Source organism: Nocardia sp. NPDC058519, assembly GCF_042719755.1.
In the GTDB taxonomy this organism is placed as follows: domain Bacteria; phylum Actinomycetota; class Actinomycetes; order Mycobacteriales; family Mycobacteriaceae; genus Nocardia.
Genome location: NZ_JBHXNK010000055.1, coordinates 1 through 20983, shown reverse-complemented (window position 1 = coordinate 20983; position 20983 = coordinate 1). Strand labels below are relative to the sequence as shown.

At 65.7% G+C, this 20983-nt stretch carries 13 protein-coding genes; 2 read left to right on the top strand and 11 right to left on the bottom strand.

Features of this window, described 5'->3' with window-relative positions; genetic code table 11:
* The 10 genes from ACFWPK_RS33850 to ACFWPK_RS33805 all read right to left on the bottom strand — a co-directional run.
* A partial coding sequence (locus ACFWPK_RS33850) for a hypothetical protein (protein WP_378922840.1) occupies positions 1-818 on the bottom strand: 818 nt, incomplete at its 3' end.
* Positions 811-3294, bottom strand: a complete 2484-nt coding sequence (locus ACFWPK_RS33845; RefSeq protein ID WP_378922838.1) for a hypothetical protein — start codon at positions 3292-3294, stop codon at positions 811-813. The genes ACFWPK_RS33845 and ACFWPK_RS33850, both read right to left, overlap by 8 nt.
* On the bottom strand, positions 3291-4376 hold the full coding sequence (locus ACFWPK_RS33840) for a hypothetical protein (protein WP_378922837.1): 1086 nt from the start codon (positions 4374-4376) through the stop codon (positions 3291-3293). Before ACFWPK_RS33840 ends, ACFWPK_RS33845 begins: the two co-directional genes overlap by 4 nt.
* Positions 4373-6202 carry a hypothetical protein gene (locus ACFWPK_RS33835; RefSeq protein ID WP_378922835.1) on the bottom strand — a complete coding sequence of 610 codons (1830 nt, stop codon included), beginning with the start codon at positions 6200-6202 and terminating at the stop codon, positions 4373-4375. Before ACFWPK_RS33835 ends, ACFWPK_RS33840 begins: the two co-directional genes overlap by 4 nt.
* Complete coding sequence (locus tag ACFWPK_RS33830) at positions 6199-8736, bottom strand: AAA family ATPase (protein ID WP_378922834.1); 2538 nt, start codon at positions 8734-8736, stop codon at positions 6199-6201. The genes ACFWPK_RS33835 and ACFWPK_RS33830 overlap by 4 nt, the downstream gene beginning before the upstream one ends.
* 71 nt (positions 8737-8807) lie before the next feature.
* Positions 8808-10193, bottom strand: coding sequence for a hypothetical protein (locus tag ACFWPK_RS33825; protein WP_378922832.1), 1386 nt, complete (start codon positions 10191-10193; stop codon positions 8808-8810).
* Between the two features lie 164 nt (positions 10194-10357).
* Complete coding sequence (locus ACFWPK_RS33820; protein ID WP_378922830.1) at positions 10358-10996, bottom strand: 4Fe-4S single cluster domain-containing protein; 639 nt, start codon at positions 10994-10996, stop codon at positions 10358-10360.
* Positions 10997-11016: 20 nt separating this feature from the next.
* Complete coding sequence (locus ACFWPK_RS33815; RefSeq protein WP_378922828.1) at positions 11017-11385, bottom strand: hypothetical protein; 369 nt, start codon at positions 11383-11385, stop codon at positions 11017-11019.
* 26 nt (positions 11386-11411) lie between these two features.
* The gene (locus ACFWPK_RS33810; protein ID WP_378922826.1) at positions 11412-15071 is read right to left on the bottom strand and encodes a CHAT domain-containing protein; all 3660 of its coding nucleotides are present in this window, start codon (positions 15069-15071) and stop codon (positions 11412-11414) included.
* A gap of 293 nt (positions 15072-15364) precedes the next feature.
* Positions 15365-16315 (bottom strand): hypothetical protein, encoded by a 951-nt coding sequence (locus ACFWPK_RS33805; protein ID WP_378922825.1) that lies wholly within the window; start codon positions 16313-16315, stop codon positions 15365-15367.
* Positions 16316-16528: 213 nt separating this feature from the next.
* Between ACFWPK_RS33805 and ACFWPK_RS33800 the strand changes: the two genes are divergently transcribed.
* Positions 16529-18490 (top strand): UvrD-helicase domain-containing protein, encoded by a 1962-nt coding sequence (locus ACFWPK_RS33800; protein WP_378922823.1) that lies wholly within the window; start codon positions 16529-16531, stop codon positions 18488-18490.
* Between the two features lie 18 nt (positions 18491-18508).
* Positions 18509-20059: a CBS domain-containing protein gene (locus ACFWPK_RS33795; RefSeq protein ID WP_378922821.1), complete on the top strand. Its 1551-nt coding sequence runs from the start codon at positions 18509-18511 to the stop codon at positions 20057-20059.
* Between the two features lie 20 nt (positions 20060-20079).
* On the opposite strand, the gene ACFWPK_RS33790 is transcribed toward ACFWPK_RS33795, so the two are convergent.
* A complete protein-coding gene (locus ACFWPK_RS33790; RefSeq protein ID WP_378922820.1) occupies positions 20080-20787 on the bottom strand; it encodes a hypothetical protein in 708 nt (235 codons plus the stop codon).
* Between the last annotated feature and the right edge of the window lie 196 nt (positions 20788-20983).

Genomic DNA, 20983 nt, shown 5'->3' with positions numbered 1-20983 from the left:
ACCGAGCGCAGCGCGACAACGACTGGGCCGAGGGCATTTCCACCGGTCACGATCAGTTCGGCCGGGCTCGGTACCGAGATCCGGTCGAGCAGTCGAGTGACCACCTCGGCGGCCACCTCCGCGACGGGCCGCAATGCGGCGGTGACCCTTGCCGCATCGATCGAGCCGCCGTGCGCACCCGGCAGGTAGACTGGGGTGTTTCGATAGGCCGGGAACTGCGCCGCCCGGTCGAGCACTCGCGTTGCGCGCCAGCGCCTTTCGGCCCGCTCCTCGTGGAGTGCGGCGACTTGCCGGCTACTCGGCAAGTCGAGCATCAAGGCGGTGGGTTCGACATCGCCGATCACCGCTGACTCGACCTCGAACACGCGCACTGTGCCGCCGTCCCGAACGAAGGCGGCCGCGTCGACGGTTCGCGCCCCGACATCGCAGACCAGCCCGACACCGTCGGAGTAGTCCTCTACAGAGGCGGCAAGGCAGGCCGACCGCGAAACCGTTCGCACGGCACCGAATTCGGCTTCCAGTGCCGCGATCAGCCGCTCGGCCTGCGGTGTGGCGGCGACGGCGACGAGCGGCTCGTCGTCGCCGCGGACCATCCACTGGTCCGGTACTGCGACCACGAGCTCGGATCGCGCGGGCTGATGCGCTGTCGCTGATCGGGCCGTGGTGATGACGGTGCGCAGCGTGTGAGCGTCGACGTGGTCCTCACGCCACAATGCGGACGGCGTCGGGCCGCCCCACGGTGCTACCGTCGGGCCGAGCGCGATTTTCGTGCGCACCGTGCCGATGTCGACTCCGATGGGTGCGACACGGTCACCCATGCTCGTCCTTGCTCCGAAGCTTGACAACCTTACCGACAGTTCGCGCCGCCCAGCCCGGGCCGCTCGTGTGCGGTTCCAACATCTTCGCGACCCGCTTCGAGAGCTCGAGTTGAGCCTGTGCCATCTCCGCCATCTCCGCCAGGCCTTCCCGGTTCCCCGGTCTGCCGGCCGGACCGAGCCAAACCTCGATGAGCGTTTCCCCGAACGAGTCCGGTTCCTCCACTCGATTGCGAACGTGTTCAGCGGTCACCCGGGTCGCCAGATCGAGTATCACCGCGGGTTGCCGCTGGAACCAGCCTGCGGTCTGCAACGCAAGAACCAGATCCTTGTCGTGAATCCGCTGGAGCCTGGCCTTCACGAGAAGGACTGCCAGTTCGAACACCGATTGCGGTGTGGACAGCGACCGTATCCTCTGCAGCATTACTTGACCACCGATCCGTTCGTCCCTTTCGAGTAATTCCAGCCACTGGTCGATCGCGGGTTCGGCGAGCACATGGAAGCCGACTTTGCCGATATCGACGGCGATGGCGCGCGCGACTCGATCAGCACCCGCCGGATAGACGCCCTGGGGATGGGTCAGGCGCCACAGTGTGTCGAGTACCGGCGAAGCACCCGCTCCGGTCCATCCCACGTCGAGCCGCTCGACCACCCAGTGGATGAAATGCTCGCGCGCAGACTCGGCCAGCGCGGCCTGCTCTGCGACCGCGATCAACTCGCGCCGATAGTCGCTGCCGACGGAGAGCGAACGTCGCGGTGCCTGTCCTTGCCGATAGAGGACGAGGTCCACCGCCGCCTGTAGCCTCGGCTCGGAAGTCTCCAGATCACCCAGCGAGACAAGCAGTTTCGCCGGCAGCGCCCGGCCTGCGGCTCGCATCAAGATCGGCAGGGCCGAGTCGAGCGCTCTGGGCAACTGCGCAGGATGCTTTCGCCCCACGATGTCGAGAGCCTCACCGACGAGTTCGGGCCCGAAGTTCCACAACATGTCGAGGTCGGTCGGCGCGAGGACCCCGTCGAACAGGGTCCGCCGCAACGGGTTACTGACCTGAAGCCAGACCGAATCCGCAGAGGTGGCCGAGTCCAACTGCCCTGCCAGGCCCACCAAATGCGGCGTGCCGACGATGTAGACCTGTCGAGCGACCTCGACCGCCACCGACGCCGCATCGACGATGAACGGTGCCAGCGCACCCTGCATAACCGGATCGCCTGCCAACTCAATGATCTCGTCGACGACCTCGGAGCTGGTCAGCGCACCCGGATCAGACTTCTGCGCATCCGACAAGGCATCGACGAGGAGACGATGGCAAGCACATTCCACCGCCAACGCGGCCAACCGCCGGACCGATTCCGCCGTCGGGGCCGCGCACAGCCCGCGCGCCATCGCCGCGACGATCTCGGTGTCGGCGTAGCGCCACAGACTGCTCAATATCGGCGTATCGAGAACCAGGTCGGCGAGTGTCGCGATCCGCCCGTACGCGCCGATCACTACCGAGAGTTCGTCGTGGTTGTATTCGTGCAAGCCGACGAGCCCGAACCTGCGAATGTCGGCTACGCGCGCGGAGCCCGCTCGCGCACCGTCGAGCACGATGCGCTTGAGGTCCATATCGTTCAGCGCGACCAGCGCGGCGTTCGCGGATCGTTCCCTTGTCGCCGTCTGCCTGCTCAGATGCTGTGCCACCGCCTCGGCACCACCACGCACGTCCCGCAGGTGGACCAGTGTCCGGCGGTATTCCGCGGCGGTCGGGCTCAACGCGCGTCCCTCGATCGCACCGGTGCGCAGGTCGATCACCGCGTCGCCGGACCTGCCACCGCGCGCGAATGCCAGTCGCGGAGCGGGGTCGGCGGTGGCGTCCGACCAGGCCGCGGCCGACAGCCAAACCCGGGCGCCCGCGGGCAGGAGCTGCGCGATCGAGTCCAACACCGTCAACCTGGCGAGCAGGTCTGACGGACCACCTCGTAGCTTCACCGGACCGTCGAGTACCGCGGCTGCGGCGAGCAGTGCCGCCGCGTCGAGATCGGGATTCGCGTCTCGGCCGCGCGACGCCTGCAGTCGCAGGTCGAGTCGCGCGCTCGCGCACGGGTCCGCTCCATCGGGCGCCAACGACGCATCGCGAACCGCGGTGTACAGGTCAGCCAACCCGCAGCCGCTGGCGAGCAACGGCTCGACCGGCACGTATACGAAAAGGTTGGTCGCGATGGGCCGGTTGGTGGCGTCCACGTTATCGGTCCACTTGCGGATCACGGTCCCGAGGTACCGATCACCGTCGTCACCTTTCACCGGCATGAACCACACCCAGGGCAGTCCCGCCGGCCCACTCTCACTGGCCAACGGGGAGTTACCCGGACTGCGGGCCAGCACGTGTTGCTTCACATGGGCGGGCGGGCACGGGCCGCGACTCGAGGCAAGGATCGCGTAATCGCTGTGCGTGCCCGGCTGTTTGCTCACCACCGCCCAGCCTGCCGACAGGCTGGTCGTCATCGCGGATCCCGCAGACTCTCGTGCAACCAGATCAGCGGTTCCAGAACGTTGATCGGATGAACCTTGCCCCGGATCCGGGCGCGCCCGTCGACCGGATCACGCTTCACGTTGAAGGGGTCCTGCGATCGGAACAAACCGTCGGGCGCGTGAAATCCGACAGCCGACGTCACGAAGAACTCGATGTTCTTGTCGTCGAAGTACTTGGTCAGCCCCTCGTAGACGAGGTCGGCATTGCTGTGGTTGCTGCGGCACAGCCGATGGAAGAACTCCCGTGCCTGACCGTTGCGAACGACGGGCGCGAACGGCGGGTTGGCGTCGCGGCTGGAGAAGCCACCGACATAGGCCGCTTTGTACACGGTCGGGTCGTCGAACTTGGTGATGCAGACCGCGACCCGATGCGGCAGGCGCGATCCCGTGTAGGAGCTCTCCATCACCCTCGCCGCCAGCTGTTCCAGTACCGGGTGGAAATACGAGAACGAATCGCCCTGTCGCGCATCACGGTCGGGGTCGAAGAGGTAGACGATGCCCTGGCATTGCTGCAGGTGATCGAGCAACTTCTCGCGGTTGCCACCCGGCGCGTCGTATTCATCGGCGGAGTCGATCGCATCGATCGGACCGTCGTCGGAGTACTCGAGATCGAGTAGGTCGTCATCGAGCCGGTCGGTGCGCGATTCGTGTTCGAAGTCGACGCCGGGTACGTCGAGCACATCGAGATAGAACTGATCGCGCTCCACCGACGGCACCTGCACCGGTGCCGGAACGCCCCGGAACCGCCACGTCGGTTTCGGCGCAGGCGGCGCGGCGACCGCGCGCTCACCGGTGAACTTGAACATCATGCTGCGGTGCCGTTCGGTCGCCGCCGGGAAGGTCTTCAGCTCGACCAGTTGCTTCGTCGACTCGGTGATGAACTCACTTGCCGTCGGGTCGGCACCGTTCATCGTCCAGTTCCCGGGGAGTTTGCTGCGCAACGCGGCCAGATTCAGCGCGGCCAGATAGGTCGTCTTGCCGCTACCGGGCGGACCCCAGAGGCCGAGCCGGATCTGCGAGGGCGGCGGCGGCGTGTACGGGTCGGGACCTGTCATCGGTCGATCTCCTGCATCTTCTGCGTAGCCTTGATCGGAAAGTTCAGTGGGACAACACGTTCAGCGACTCGGGGAAAGAAGTCACCGACGATGTCGCGCGCCGTCACCGCGTCGAGCCGGCGGGGGCCTCGTGGTCGGCCGAGCTGTTTCCACAACCGCTCGACCTTGACTCCGAACCGGCTGTTCGGGGCCAGCGACGCGGGTGGGTCCCATACCGCGTGCACTCGCACGTCGGCGCTGCGCAACCGCCTGAGACTCTGTTCCCAGTCGAAGTCGTTCGGACAGCTGCCGAGCGGGTCGACGTAGGGTGCTCGACTCCCGATGACCAGCAGCGATCGACTACCGTTCGGCGCCCACGGAAGTTTGGTCGCCGATGCCAGCGCATCCTCCAAGGGCGCGACATCCGGCTCGATGATCTTCGACATCGGCAGTCCCTCGGCTATATCCCCCGCGTCGTGCAGCGCGGTGAACCCTCGCCGATGGATGACCTGCTCGCGCCGCCTGCTCAGGTGCTCGCGATAACCGAGTACCGCGACCCTGACCCCCGACGGATTCGGGTGCCGCGCCATGGTTTCGGCGATTACCTCCGTGATCAGCGCGCACCGGCGATCGACCGTCGATTCGCTGCCTGCCAGTTCGACCGCGAACACGACATCGGCCGATGCCTTCGATGGTTCGTATCTCGCCGGGATCGTCGCGAGCAAGGTCGGCCACTCGCTCGCCGCCACCTCCTCCCGATGCACAGCCGAAGCCATGTTCACCGTGACGACGCCGGGGCTCTCCAGAACGAACTCGGCGGTCAACTCGTGGCGCCCGGGGCCCCCACAGCGGCTGATGCTGAGCAGCGTGCGCTGCTCGAGCGGCAGGTCGAATTCATCGGCAACGACGGCGACGACGATCTCGCTGGCGCCGACCGGCAGCGTGAGTGACTGAGTGACCGGCCGGGTTTCGACAGCGACAGCACCCTCGGAGAACAGTCGGAGCAGGACGAAACCCGTCTCGCCCGCGTCATCGACATCCACGAGGAACAGTCGATAGGCGGCAGGCAAGGGCAGGTACGCCGAGCCTCGGCGGAGGAATTCGTCGCCGATCGGTTCGCCATCAACGCGGTGGGCGGTCGGCAGGAGGGCGACCACCGCGTCCACACCCGGCCACCCGAACAGGCGTTGCAGCACCACAATTCGCGAACCGTCGCCCGCAAGCGGTAGCAGTTGACGTGCCGCATCGAGATCGAGCTCCACCGCGACCTGCCCCACACCGATACCACCGGCCAACAGGAACAGGGCCTCCCCTGCCGATGACGGCAACATCGGAAACAATGCGGTCCAAGGGATCTGACGGGATCGCCCCGCGAAGGCAAGCGCGCCGACGCCGTCGGTCCGCACCGCGACGACGTGAAGACCGGTGGCCGACACGTCGACCACCGTGAGAGTGCGCGCACCGCTCGGCGCCTCGGCCAACCAGCCGAGCGCGGGCCCGAGGACATCCCACACCGGCTTGGTCGCGACCGGCCCCGAACGTGTTCGCGCGGCGTGCATCTCATCGATCGTCGGCGCACCCCCACGAACGAACCCGACCAGCTCGGCAAGCAGCGCATCGTCTCCCGCGACCGGGAAGCCGGCTCCGCGCGCGGCGGCGGCCAGATCGAAACGTCGAGCCGCCGTCGCCAGGTCCTCGTCGAACCGGCGCCGCCGATCCTCGGTGATACCGCCCAACCACGGACCCGCCGACATCCGCCAGCCACAACCCTGACAGGTCGGCACGTCCGCGCCCGAGCCCCGGCACACCGGGCAACGCACCGCGATGGACTTCACCGTATTCGTCACCGCTGCAGCTCCACGACGTCGACGGGCAGGATCAGGGTGCTGTTCGCGGCTCGCTGCTCGGCGGGCAACGCCGCGACCCGGCTCGCGACGCGGCGTTCCACCTTGTCGAACAGATTCCGCACCGTTCGGCCGTTCCCGAAGTGCACCCCTTCGGCGATGCGACGATTCTCGAGCCGATCACCCGCCCGCGCCAGCACCCCGTCGGCGATGTCGTAGCCCTCGTCGCGCGCCATGGCTTCGAAGATCTGTTCCAGCTCCGAACGCGAGTAGTCGGCGAACTCGAGCCGCTCGCTGAACCGTGAGCTCAATCCGGGATTCGTCCGGAGGAACTCCTCCATCGGGCCTTGATAGCCCGCGGCGATCACGACGAGCCTGCCGCGATAGGCCTCCATCCATTTGATCAACTCGGCCACCGAATCTCGGCCGAAATCGTTCGAACCATGCCCGACGAGGGCGTACGCCTCGTCGATGAACAGCACCCCGTCCAACGCCGACTCGATGACTTCGCGGGTCTTCGTCCCGGTCTGCCCGACGTATCCGGCGATCAGGTCGGTCGCGGTCACCGCGACCACATCACCCTTGACCAGCAACCCGAGCGCGACGAGAGCCCGTCCGACCAAACTGGCCACGGTCGTCTTGCCGGTGCCCGGTGACCCGAGGAACAGCATGTGCGGTGCGGCGACGGGCGAGGTGCGATGCGGTTGGTCCCGGCGCAGCTGGAGAACCGAAGCCAGTTCCCGGATAGCGGTTTTGACGCTCGCCAACCCGATCATCGGCGCCAATTCGGCGAGCACCTGTTCGATCGGAGCGGCCTCGGCCAGGTACCGGCGCTTGCCTGCCGGGATGTCGTCGACCGTGGCAGGAGGGATGTTCTCCGGATCGATCGGATTGGTCCGTTTAGCCCAGTTCCGCCGGATCGACGCCGCGAGTTCCCGCATATCGCGCGCGTTGCCGAAAGACTCCCTCCGCGTGCGATGGAGGTTGAAGGTCAGCGTCTCCAGGGCGTCGACCAATTCCGGTGTGCAGGTCAGGCCGATCCCGGTCTCCAACCGCTGCACCAGAATCGTGTGCAATTCATCGGGCGCGAAGTCGGGGAAAGCGATGCGGTTGTCGTCCGGGAATCGGCTGGACAGGCCCGGATTCGTCGCGAGAAGCTCGGTCATGCGGTCCGGGTATCCCGCGATGATCACGGCCAGGTCGTCGCGATGGTTCTCCAACTCGGCCACCAGGCGGTCGATCGCTTGGGTGCCGTGATCGCCGCGCAGTTGATATGCCTCGTCGATGAACAGCACTCCGCCGAGTGCTCGACGGACCGCCGCACCCGTGCGCTCGGCCGAGTCGTTGATATAGGGCGAGACCAATTCCTCGACAGCGACTTCCACGATATGGCCGCGACTGAGCAAACCCATGTCTCGATACAGCTCACCGATCAGGCGTGCGACGACGGTCTTGCCGGTTCCCGGTCCCCCGCTGAAGACCAGGTGCAACACCATGGGTTCCTCATCGTTACCGCGACCGGCGGCTCGCAGGACGGCCGCGTTGCCGAGCGCGTCGCGATGTCCCTCCAGATATTCTTTGACCGAGCGCATTCCCACCATGGCATCGAGGGTTTGCCAGATATCGCGGGCGGCCGGAACTCGGCTCGCATCCACATCGAGTGCCTCGCTGGTCAATTCGATACCCTCCTGCGCCAATCGGATCAACTTCTGCCGCCAGGTCCGAACAGAGTGACGTTGAGCGGCCATCACCCGCAGGATCTGACCCAGCTCCGTCCAGTCCGCGATCTGCAAGCCCGCCGTCAGCCGCACGTACTGGACGAGGCGGCCCAGTTCGCGCTCGTCGGCGAATCCCACGGTGCTGATCACCGAGGCCGAACGGTGCGCGTGTATCTCCTCGAACCGGTACACCAATTGCTGGAGATACCCCGTCTCGCGCATCATGTCGGTGATCGCGGTGAAGTCGCTCTGGGCGAACAACAGGACGCACACGTTGCCGGGCGCGGGGTGACTCGCGCTGCTCCAGCGACGCAACATCTCCGGTGCGGATCGGCGCGTATTCGGTGCGATTCCCGGCAACCACGTCTCCGCACCGGGGATCACCACCGCGGTCCGGGTCGACGCGTTGCGCATCAGCCCGTCCAACGTCATCAGTTGGTGCGGGTCGTCGGCGGTCGGCTGTGGGCGGTCGGACCCAGGTGCTCGCCGTGGGGTCGACGTCGGCCGCTCCAACAGCATCATGGTGCCGAGCGGACCTGCGAAACCGCTGGTTGCCCGCGGCGCCGCGGTCTCGACCGGCTCCTCACGGGTGAGTGCCCGCGACACCGCGTCCCGAAAGTAGACGGTTCTGCGAAAGGTGCTGAAAACGATCTGCTCGAACCCCGCGGCCGACAGGATCTCCCACAGCATTTCCTCGACCGGACGCGGACACAGGTCGGCCCCGACGACGAAATCGTCGATCCCGGGCCCGTGGACGATCCAGAACGGCTCGCCCTCGAGTGGACGTTGCGCACCGGTCAGGCGTTCGGATACCGCCATGGGCGTCGGAAGATCCGGCCCGTTCCCGCCGACCGTGAAAGCTCGTTTGCTCGTAGACACCCGCCGACAGCTCAGGCCGGTCTGGCTTCGGCACGCCGCCGCTTCACCAGATCCGCGACATCGCGCCTACCCGGATCCGGTTCGGCCGCTGTGGTTTCCGACCGCAAGTCGATGCCCGTCAGGTCGTTCACACTGTGGTGGATCGATTCGATTCTGGCTCGATGTTCTTCCACCGCGAGGTCACCGTCGAAGGTGTGCAACTCCACCGTCGGCGCTGATTCGGGTTGCGGACCCGGGGTGATCTCGATGACGATCTCGCTGGAGCCGACCCTGTTGACCGTCTTGGCCATGAACGCGGCACGTTGGTCGCCCGCGACGTAGCCCACGCTCGCGTCGTCGATGACCTGGTACTGGAATTGGTCTTCGAGTGCCTGGGAGATCAGACCGGCCAGATTCGCCCGCAGCTGGGACGCACGCAAGGCGGTCACGGCCCGTGCGACGGTGGCGTCCAACTGCCCGTCCAGCTCGGGAATCCGCTGCGCCACGAGCGATTCCAGCTCCTCGGTGCCGAGCGGGTTGTCATCGTCGCGCACGCGGACGAGCAACGCGTCGACCTCGGCAGTGAGCTGGGCGAGCGCGCCTTCGGACCAGAAATCCACATCGGGGGCCTCGACCGGCGCCTCGGCCCGGAACGACTCCCCCACATCGATGGTCTTGTTCGCGCCGATCACCGCTCGCAGCTGCACCAGACCGCGTTCGGCGACGTAGCGGCAGGCTTGCCACTGCGCGTCGAGTGCGACCAATTGCGTACGCAGCGCGCTCATCTCACGGCTGGCCCGACGCGCGGAGTCGAGCAGGAACGCGGCGGGGGCACCCTCGGCGATATCGGTCCGGAGCGCGGTGGTCTCGCTGTCCAGCGCCGCCAACTTGCCCGGGCAATACCGCTCGTGCGGGAACTTCAGCACTTCGGTCCTCAGCACCGCGGCATCCGAGAGGTGCGACTTCAGCAATTCGGCCGCTCGTCCGTGGTCGTCCTGCAACTGACCGACCCGACGGTCGAGGTCCGCGTACTGGGACCTGCGCTCGGCGCGCTCAGCATCCAACGCGCGCTCGATCTGTTCGCGCTGAGCCTGGAGGGCTTTGGCGCTTTCCGAGCGCAGGCGAGTCTGCTGGGCCTGCAACTCACCCATGATCTGCTGCGAGGTCGCGTGCAGGCGTTGCTCGGCGCGCGCCTCAGCTTGTCTGGCGCCCTCGCTCAGATTCGCCAGCGCCGCTTCGAATCCGGCGTGCCTGGCGTTCATCGCGGCCACCGAATTGGCGATACTCTGTTCGGTTTGATCACGAACCTGCCGCAGCAGTCCGGGTAGATCGCGGTTGACCTGAGCGAGCTTGCTCGCGTCGGCCTGCAAACGATTCCATGCCGCTTCATCGACATATATCTGTTTTCTACCACTCACGGCGCCGCCCATTCACGATCGTCTGCCCACCCGCGCGATCATCGACGTCCGTTGCTGAACGCCAACTGCGTAGGCAAGTATACGGATCACCGCCGCGTTGTCCCGATGAGCGCAGTCGGTCACTTGTCCGAAACATTAAGTCGGGCAAGTCAACTCATCCGAGTTCAGCGATCGAGCTGTTCCGGATCCCGGTCGTCGAAAGACTCAGGACGGTCACCGAGCACCGAATCGAGTGTCGCCAAGAGCCCGTGCGGCGGAATTCCGACCAACGTCACCGAACGCTCGTCGACGTGCAATTCGGCCGACCGGACTCGATGCTCGAAGTCGTAGCCGCAGTCCCGAAGCTCGTCGGTCAGATGATGCACGACCTGGTTCGTGCTACCACGCAAGCCACGGCCGTCATCACGCGCCGCGACATATGGTCCGTCGACCAAAACATCGATCTCGGAAAGCAACTCGTCCACACCGGGCCCGGGTGGAGCCGACCGCAATCGGGCGAGCGTGAAGCCCGTGAAGCAGATGACCGTGACCGCTGTCTCGAGTCGAACCCGACGCACGAGTTCGGCCAGCGCCCGAGCCTGCAACATCGGTTCACCGCCGCTGAGCGTCAGACCGTCGACCGCAGGGCCCGCCAACAGCTCGGTGGCCAAGTCAGCCGGTGACACCAGCCGCTGCGGCTGGATCGGAATCCATTCCGGCGCAACACAACCACGACAGTTCAGCGGACATCCCTGCACCCAGATCACCGCCCGAAAACCCGGTCCGAGCGACTCGGTGGCGGTCGATGCCGCGGCAATATTCAAGGCCGCATCGTCTACACCCGTCAATCCGCTGACCCTTCATCGAGGATATTCTCGACCACGGCGTCGATGACCTGGCCTTCGTCTGTCGACAATGATTCACCAGGGTCTACGAGTTCGAGGCGAATTCGTTGGACGAGCTCTTGGCGCGGTGGCTCCGGAGTGTGGCGGCGCAGGTCGGCGTATACGGCCCAGCCGAGACTGGCCACACTGACGATGAGGGAACCGAGCGAGATCGGATCCAGGAATTGGTCGGGCGCGGCGGAATTGTCGCCCGCGCGCAATGCCTTCTCGACATCGACAAGCAGTTCCGGACCGTGATCGGTCGACAGCCTCGTCGCCACGGCACGCGCGGTCCGCTCCGTCGCTGACTGTGTGACAAAGTCGTTCATTTCCACCTTCTCGAGGTCGTCCGGCATCAACGGCCGATTCCGATGCGCCGCGGCACACCTGCTCCGGTGACACGGAGCCACACGCGTCCGACATTCACCCTTCCGTGCACCGCCGACAATTGGGCGAGTCGCTGATGAACAGCACGCAGCTGCACCTCGGAATTCGGCGTCGGGGGAAGCTCCGAGAGTAGGACCTCCCCGCGAATCGCCCACTCCAGCGCGGCGGTGCTATCCGAGCAAAAGGCGAGCAAGCTGTAGGTTTCAGCCAGGCGCGCTCGGTCTCCCCATGCCTGCTCCTGCCGCAAGGACTTCTGGAGCAATTCCGCCGCGGCATCGAAATCCTGACGGCCGAACGCGATTATCGCCAGATGGTGATGACAATCTGCCGCCATTCGCGCATTGCCGGTGAGTTCGGCCAGCTCGAGCGACCGCGATGACCACCGCTCGGCTGCGGCCAAGTCACCGTTGCGATAGGTGATGACGCCGAGCATCTGGTAAGTGACCATGCAGCCGGGCTCATCATGCAGACGCTCCTTGATGACCAGAGACGCTCTGCACCGCTCCTCGGCCAGCGCGAGTTGGCCACGATGGTCGGCAACCAAGGCCAACTGGTGGTAGATGGCAGCCAATCGCGGCTGATCATCTTGGGCCGCCACGAAACTCAGCGCCGTATTGTATTGCGACTCCGCCTGGTCGAGTGCGCCGGCTTCCAGCGATACGGCGGCGAGTTGGTAGAGCGTGCCGACAACCGAAGCCTGGTCACCGAGCTTGTCGAAGAGGGACAGCGCGCGACTGTAGCGCTTGTGCGCACCGGCGAGGTCACGGCGCATCAGCGCGATATTGCCCAGCTGGTGGGAACTGATTGCGAGTTGGTGCTGATTGCCGTTCGCCTCCGCCGCGATGATTGTCCGTTCGAACCGGACGACAGCATCGTCGTAGTCTCCGCGGTCCTGCGCCAATCGTCCCAGCTGGTAGTCGATAGTGATGAGATACGCGGAGTGTTCCGGTGTCGGCCGCGAGTCCAACGTCTGCCGCATTTCGGCATAGAGGACTTCGGCCTCCTGGTGGTGACCTGCCTCGATCAGGCGATTGGCGTGGGCACTGACGATGTACAGCCACAGCGAAAGGGCCTCCGCGGTCGGCGATTCGGTGCCCTCGATCGACAGATGCCGAACGCGACCGACCCAGGCACCCGCCTCTTGGACGAGCCCACGGCTAGCCCAATAGGCCGATAGCGGCCGCACCAATTCGTGTGCCTGCGCCCAGAACTGTTGGTCGATCGCATAGCCGAGCAGGCTACTGAACATTCGGGCGTGTCGATCGACGACCCGGAGGGCAGCGACGGCGTCGCCTCCAATGAGTTGCTGATGGAGGCCTGTCGCGCGGTCGACGAATACCGCGAGCAGCGCCGATTGGGTTGCTTTCTGGTCGGAGTGGTAGCTCTGCGGTAGTTCGGCTCGCCATTGCGCCGCCAATGCCAGAGGCAACGCCGGATGTAGTCGATACGTCGATTCCGTGGTCGCGCTGAGCAACCCCACCGCAGTGGCACTGTTCAGCGCGTTGTCCCACTGCGCTCGGTCGAGACCATGAAATATTGGCGGCGCCTCATCGCGGCCGGAAAGCTCAGCGAGCACCGCGGCTTCTGTCGAACCGTGAAACAAGCTGAGCGGCAGCAGCAATCGCCGGTCCGCCTCGCTCAGATGGGCCAGCGAATATCGCAGGCCGGCGGTGAGCGTGTCCAGCCATCCGTCGTCGGCTCGGATCGAATGTGTTCCGAAGGAACGAAGTTCGGCCAAGAGTTCGGCGGGTTCGCGCTCTTGCAGGTGCGGCAACGTCAGCCGCATGGCGAGTGGGTGACCGTCGAGCCACGTGGTCAGCTCGGCGTATTCGCGGTGGGCACGTCGTGCGACAGCATGGGGCTTGTCGTGGAGTAGATGGTCGCTGTACTGCTGGGATTCCGCACCGGATAGCCCGTGAACGGCGATTCGACCGACGTTCGCACCGAGCCACAGTTCCGGATTGCGACTGGTTACGAGAACCACCGACCGCGTCTCGTGGGAGAGGTCATCGAGGAACTCGCGCAGTTCGGTGCGTTCAACGTCACTCAGGGCGGGCGTCGTTCCCGCCCGATCTGGCATTGCCGCGACGGTCTCGAAGTTGTCGAGTACCACCAGCAGCCGTTGGGAGCGCAGGCGATCGCGCACCGACGCACGGCGCGCGCTCTGGTCGAGTGCGATGAACTCGGTACCGTCCATGGCGAATCCGATTGCCGCCACCAGACTGTCGAGCTGTCGCGACGATACCCCCGGGTCGAAGGAGTACCAGATCACGCCGTCCGGGTGGTCCAGCGCACCGGTGCGCTGCCACCACCGCGCGAACCCTTTGGCTAGTTCGGTCTTGCCCGTTCCCGCCTGCCCGTGCAGGACTATCACCGACTTGGAGCTCGCTGCCGATTCCAAGCCGTAAAAGTAGCCGTCACGCCCGATGAACCCGTCGGCCGCGCTCAGCTGGTCATCTACGCCCGTTGTCGGGGAATCGGTCGAGCTGGTCGACACGAGCGAGGGGAAACGCACGTCGCGCCGCGTGTAGTGCACCGGAACCGCCCAATCACGCAGCGGCAGTGGCCCTTTCGGGCTCGGACGATTCGGCCGGTTCGCCATACGATCTCGCCCCGCCTGTACCGCGACGCCGAACGTTCTCCCGCTGAAGAGCTGATCGTAGAAGGCCGACATGAACTCCGCGGCCGCGACCGCGTACACCGAATAGGCCATGGCGAGCACCGCGTCAGCGCCGCCGTTCAGGATCCGTGTGGCGACGCCGGCCTCCAAACGCTCCCCGACGACACCCGATTGGCACGCGTTCAGCACCACCAAGGGCACCTGCGCGTCGCCGAGGACCTCCGCGACGCGTTCGGCGGAAACACGATCCTCGCCTCCCCGCCGTCGTTCGAATACCAGTGCCCCGCTGCCCTCCGCGGTGAAGACGCCGTGCCCATCGAAGTGAACTACGTGAAACGGACGCCCGGACGCTCGCGCGGTCCGCAATGTCTCACCCAACGCGACCAAGGTCGGCGGACGCAAGACGACCAGATCGATCGGGCCACCCGTGCGCTGGAGGCGGTCGATCATTTCGCGAGCGATCATCCGATATCCGACATCGGACCGACCGGACGGCCGCGAGATCACCACGAGTACCCGGATGCGGTCGACGACCACCTCCAACGGCGATTCGATGGCGGTCAGCAGCGGTGTCCGCGCGAGTGTCATCCCATTACGGACCAGCGGCGCCGAGTCGCCCGGGTCCCACATCAGCTCCCACGGCACACTCAGCCATGGGGGCGAAGTCGAGCGGATCAGGATCGCGCCGCCGTTGCCCGACGCACGGAACTGCCGATAGACATCCATCGCCGGGCCCGCGCCGAAGAGCGAGTCGAACATCGCTGTGCCCCAGTGAGACAGGTGGTCGGCGATCTCGGCGCCGCGATCCTCGTAGACCGCGAAAGGGGCGCTCAGGTAGTCCTCGAAATACCAGCGCAGGTCCTCGACGTCGGCCTCGGTCATCACCGATCTCACCGCGAACGGCGGCATCGCACGCCCCGGGAGCCCGTCGCCACCCGACACGCGCACTGTCGCCATGCCGTCGGCATCGATGTCGACGACAAGCTGATTCTCCGCCGTGTTACCCATCCCGCCCCGTCCGTCCCGAAATCCACCCCGTAGCTCCGGAATATACCGGCCCGGTACGACTTCGGTATACGTTGCAGCACAGCGACTCTCGCCACTAGACGGTTGATGCGTCAACTGCGATATCGCCGCCCTCGTCGCGATGCTGGTCGCCAACGCCGACAACGAGATCGACCGTGATGTCTACAACGGAACGAAGACCGTCACGGCGAGGAGATCGACCTCGACTAGTACAGCGAGGTGATGCCCCGCACGGACCAAGCCGATTGATCGGCGCGGCAGCACCGGCTCGAGCATCAATTCAAAACGGTCCACACGTTGCTATCCGGCCCCTGGCCGAGACAGAACATTTCCTCACCGTCGGGCGACGTCGCTACTCCCGAACCCACTTCACAGGGAGTTCCCGGAGTGCGGGTGCCGAGCAGCGGCGCCGATTGCACCCATTTCGCGCTCGGCCCACCCGCCTTGGTGCATTTGAGAGTGCTGCCGTCATCGGCGGTGGCGTAATTGTCACCGGGCGGGGTGCAGGGGACGCCGACTGCGGGAGTCGCCTTCTTGGGTGCGGGTTTGATGGTAGTCACTGCGGCGGTGGTGCTTTCGGGCACGAACTCCGGCGTGCTGGCGGCGGAAGTCGGTGGAGCGGCGGCCGATGGCTGAGTCGTCACGGTGGCGGGTGCCGGAGCCGCCGCGAGCGCGATCGTGATATTCGCCGGTGCCGGGGTGACGAAACGCGGCGCGTCCATCGGGGCGCTTTCATCCTGGACCAGCGGAACGAACTGCAGCGCGACCATTTCGGGTAGCGCTTGCACCACCGACCAGCCCTCGACCTTGGTTCCCGCCTTCGGAGACGCACTGTACGAGTACGTCTCGAAACAGTCGTCGGCGAGGATGGCGTGCTCGGTTCGCTGGGTGATGCCGGCGCGGTCCACGGTGCTGAGCAGCCACTGGTCGGGTCGCGACATCCGGCTGGTGCCGATGCTCTCGATCTGGGCACGAACCGCCAAAGCGACGCGCCCCGGCAGCAGCTCGGTCACGCACTCCGCGGGTGCGAGCGCCACTTCGGTGAACGTGATGGTGCCGACCTTCGCGCCACTGGACGCGTCGGTGAACGCGAAGGCAGTGCCGAGACCTGATATCGGCGCGGCACTGGCCGAGGTGGTGGCTGATGTCGGCGTCTCAGCGCTCCCACACCCGGTTACGCCGACTAGAACGGCCGAGACGGCGATAGGCGCCAGATAACGCTGCATGGATGAAATCTCCTCGTATGGAAGCGAACCGGAAAGCATTGCACGGCGCGGCACCCTGCAGGAAATGCGCCAACTACATGACCGCGGCCGTGGCCGAGCCCGGAGCTCGGCCCTCCGATCCGCATGCCATCTCGGGCGAAGTCAACTATGTTGGTACTCAACGCATTACAGCTCCACCCGCTGTACGGAGCTGAGGTATCCGGAGGGGGATCGATGCCGAATATTCATCGCGAGCGGGTTGCACGGTGGGCGGAGCGCACACTCGCCGAGCAGCGACAGTTGACGCCGGATCAGCGACGGTTCCTCGCAGCGCTACTCACTGTGCGCGGCTGGCATGTGCTCGTGGACCGCGGTTCGCCCATGCCCGACCGGATCGCGGCGTTCACGCTGGGGCGCACGGGGGTTTTCGCACTCGTCTTCACCGACGCGCTGCCCAGCTCCGCCGATGTCCTGAAGATCCGCGGCGATGCCGAGCGGACGTTCGCCAGGTTGGTTGTCGGCGGCGCCCAGTTCGTACCGCATTCCGTCGATGTCGTGCTGCTCATGCCGCGCGGCTCGCGGGCTACCGCAGACGGTCGTTATCTCGTGGTCGACGAGTCCAATTTCGTCGACACACTGGTGCGTCGTGAGAAGCGGATGCGCGCTGAGCGGGTCAGTGAGCTCGCGGCGACCGCGGCGGAAAAGCTCCCTTCGCACAGATACCTCTGCGCTGACGACGCTCCAGAAGCCGAAACTGTCGACGCCGGTGGCCTGTTCGACCAGGATGACCTCCGCGCCGACGCGAGGTCATCCGCGCTCGCCAGACCGTTCAGCGACTGGATGACGTTCCTCGATCCCGATCAGCTCTCGCTCGTCCACACCACATTCACCGGTCCCGCCCGGTTCAGCGGCCCGGCCGGCACCGGAAAGTCGGTCGTCGCGCTGCACCGGATGGCGCATTTCGCCAAGCGCAACCCTGGGCGACTGCTCTTCACGACGTTCGTCAAGAGTCTGCCCGCCTACCACGAGCGAGGTTTCGCACAGCTCGCGCCACACGCCGCCGAGCGTGCCGAGTTCACTGGGCTGCATGCGTGGGCGAAGGCTTTCCTGGTCCGCCGCAAGGTCCAATTCAATCTGGACGACAAAGCGATACACGCCGGATTCGCCAAAGCGTGGCAAGGTGCCAGAGGGGTGTTGGGCCGGGTCGAGGGCACCGACCACGGGTACTGGCAGGACGAAATCGATCGGGTGATCAAGGGCCGCAGGATCACCGACCTGGAGTCGTACAAGTGCGTGCAACGGGTGGGTCGCGAGGGGATCAGCCTGCGGTCGACCCGCCGTGAATTCGTCTGGGAGAACTGGTACCAGCCGTACCAGGAAGTCCTGGATGCGCGGCATGCCCACGATTTCAACGATGTCATCTCACTCGCCGTCGACGAACTCCGAGCCCGTCCGCTCGACAGCACCGAGGCGTACGCCATGGTCGTCGTCGACGAAGTGCAAGACTTCACCCTCATGCAATTGCAGCTGGTGCACCAGATAGCGGGCGGCGGTTCCGACGCTCAACTGCTCCTGGTCGGTGACGGACAGCAGCAGGTCTACGCCGGCGGCTGCACCCTGTCCGAGGCGGGGATCCCGCTCGCCGGTGGTCGTGGCCGGGTCCTGCGCACGAACTACCGCAATCGTGAAGCGGTGCTGCGGTATTCACAACGCATCGAGGCGGGCAACACCGTCGATGATCTCGATGGAGGCGCCGGCATCATCCTTCGTGACAGCGATCCCACTCTGCCGGACGGTCGGGCAGCCGACGTTCACGTCTCCCGTCGCGATATCGACGGTCTACTCCCCCGCGCCCTCCGCGAGGCACAACTGGCGCCGGGTTCCGAGATCGCCGTGATCGTGAACTGGCCGAGCGAGGTCACGCGATATCTGCGGGTGCTGCGCCGGGCGGGCTTCAAGGCTGTCTCATTGGAGAACTACGACGGCTCGCAGGTCGGGCCCGTGAAGGTCGGCACGGTGCGCCGCGCGAAGGGGATGGATTTCGCCGCGGTCTTCCACATCACCGAGGAACCGCCGAGGAACCTCGATGCACTGTCCGGCGGTGCCAGGGATCGAGCCGAGATGCTCGCCAGACAGCTGCTCGTCGCCACCAGCCGCGCCCGTGACTATCTCTGGGTCGCCTACCTGTCGGACTGAACTGGGAGGATCAGGACTGTGCACGACCATCCGCTCGCATGGCTCATCCGGTCCGGCCGCGACGGCCAACGTGAACAACGCGCGCTCGACGAGGGGCTGGCCATCGTCGGCTGGGACGAAATGGGCGACCTCAGCCGGTACCGAACCTGGGAAGAACTCAAAGCGGCACTGCGCGAGAACTACCCGCTCGCCACGCCCTCTGTGGTCGGCAACTGGGCCGGCCAACTCTGGAAATTCGACACCGATATCGCGAACGGCGACTTGGTCGTCATGCCGCTGAAGCTCCGGCCCGAGCTGGTCGCGATCGGGCGAGTTGTCGGGAAATACGAGTTCCGTGGAACCGAACCCGAGCAGTTTCGCCAGGTCAGAAAGGTCGACTGGCTGCGCACCGACCTGCGATGGGAAGTGATCAGGCCTGATCTGCGGGCCAGTCTCGGGTCGCTGCTGACCGTGTGCGGACTCCATCGCCACAATGCCGCGGCACGCATCGCCCACCTTGCGGACTTCGGGACAGACCCCGGGTTCGACGGTGACGAAGCGGGCACCGGCGCGGCCGAATTGCTCGCCGATGCGAGTTCGCGCGCAGCAGGCAACCCACGTCAGCTCACCACCCGCAGCTTGCTCGAGCACTGGGAATTCGAGCGCCGCACCGCTGCTGCGGTCGAGGTGATCAAATCCGCTCTCGCCGAGAACGGGCTCACCACCCGTCCACCGTTCACCGAGGGCGCGCTCAGCGATGTCGTTGCCATCGTCCCGCTCGACACCGAACCCGACACCGCGGCAACGCACACCGCGGACGCTGAAATCTGGCCGCACGACCCCGGAGCGGTCGAAAATGTCTCCGATCCGGAACCGATGACCCGCCGGTTGGGCGATCTACCCGCCGCGTTGAGGTCCGTGCCCTCGAACGTGAGCCTCACCGTGGCGAAGACGACCATGGTGCGTCATCAATTTTCGCAACTGGCCGTCATCGACCGGGACGGGACGTACCACGGCGCGGTCACGTGGGAATCGATCGGCAGGGCCCATATCGCCGGTGACCATCCGACCTTGGCCGAGGCAACCGTGCCCGCCGTGGTCGTCGACCACGATGCTCCGCTGCTCGACCAGATCGACGCCATCTACGACAACGGATTCGTCTTCGTGCGCAACACTGATCGCATGCGGGTGACCGGCATTCTCACTGCGTCGGACCTCACCCGCCAATTCGGCATGCTGGCAAAGCCTTTCGTGCTCATCGAAGAAGCAGAGAACAGGCTGCGCCGAGCCGCCAACGATCATCTCGATCCCGACGACATCAAAGCCGCGGCTCCCAAGAACAGGCGGGCCCACATCACCGAGGCGGCGCACCTGACTTTCGGCGGTTACGTGTACCTACTGCAAGACCCGGTTCGCTGGCGCAAGCTGGGCTGGCGACTGGATCAAAGTCAGGTCCTGGAGCTGGTCGAGCAGGTCCGCGACGTACGCAATGAGCTGATGCACTTCGCCACCGACCCGCTGTCGGCCGGTCAGGAGGCCGCGGTGCACGGTCTCCTACAGCTCCTGCGCACCGCCGAACCTAATCCCTGAGCACAGACCGGGTCCGGCTGCTACCCGCTGACGGAGAAGGGGAAGGTCGGCAGCTTCGCCAGTTGTTCCCCTGGTTCGAGGACGAACGATTGTCCACTGCAGTCACCGTTCTCCCAGAACGTCTGCGGGACACTGCTGCCGTTGACGATAGATCCGGCGCCCCTCGGACCGTGGCTCGCTACGCCCAGCTCCAAGCAGTTCTCCGGACTGATCGCCGGCACTTCGCCGTGCGGCAGCGAGTGAAGTAGGTCCTTGAAGTCGGGCATACTCCACCAGCAGACCGTCTCGGCGGGACACGGTTGCGACAGCACCGCTGTCGGCGTGCGGACCGAGATCGTTGTCTTCGTAGTCGGTTTCGCTGCGGTAGGCGGAACCGGTGTGGTGGCATCGGCCGCCGCGGTCGGTTGGACGACCGATGTCGAGGGAGCGCTTGCGGCAGGGACGCCACCATTGGCGTCGGGCTGGAATGCCAGGAAGACGAGCGCGGCGCCGACCGCCCCGGCTACTAGGAAACCGGCCGCCACCATCAATCTCACAGTGCGGCGCTTCTCTTTCGTACCCTCGCGGCTCACCTCGGCGTCGCGCCGCCACACACCGAAGTTGGTGCTGGACCGCACTTGTCGCGTGTACGACTCGTTCTGCGAGCTGCGATGTTGGGCATCGAGGCTGGCACGACCATGAACGTGCGCCCTCGGCTCGCCCTCGTTGGGCGGGAGTTCTCCACTCACACGCACAGGCTAGCCCCAGACAGCCAGACAGGTTGGGAGAAGCCAGGATTGGCCGATCCGGTGCTGGTTCTGGAACGCAAAAAGGCCCCCAACCAATGGTTGAGGGCCTTTCGCAATGATGTTCCGGCAGTGTCCTACTCTCCCACACCCTGTCGAGTGCAGTACCATCGGCGCAGGTGGCCTTAGCTTCCGGGTT

What these genes read in the sequence shown, in the direction of transcription:
- ACFWPK_RS33845 (WP_378922838.1), bottom strand. Translation starts at nt 3,294, where the DNA reads ATGACGACCAGCCTGTCGGCAGGCTGGGCGGTGGTGAGCAAACAGCCG.
- ACFWPK_RS33840 (WP_378922837.1), bottom strand. Translation starts at nt 4,376, where the DNA reads ATGACAGGTCCCGACCCGTACACGCCGCCGCCGCCCTCGCAGATCCGG.
- ACFWPK_RS33830 (WP_378922834.1), bottom strand. Translation starts at nt 8,736, where the DNA reads ATGGCGGTATCCGAACGCCTGACCGGTGCGCAACGTCCACTCGAGGGC.
- ACFWPK_RS33815 (WP_378922828.1), bottom strand. Translation starts at nt 11,385, where the DNA reads ATGAACGACTTTGTCACACAGTCAGCGACGGAGCGGACCGCGCGTGCC.
- ACFWPK_RS33810 (WP_378922826.1), bottom strand. Translation starts at nt 15,071, where the DNA reads ATGGGTAACACGGCGGAGAATCAGCTTGTCGTCGACATCGATGCCGAC.
- ACFWPK_RS33805 (WP_378922825.1), bottom strand. Translation starts at nt 16,315, where the DNA reads ATGCAGCGTTATCTGGCGCCTATCGCCGTCTCGGCCGTTCTAGTCGGC.
- ACFWPK_RS33800 (WP_378922823.1), top strand. Translation starts at nt 16,529, where the DNA reads ATGCCGAATATTCATCGCGAGCGGGTTGCACGGTGGGCGGAGCGCACA.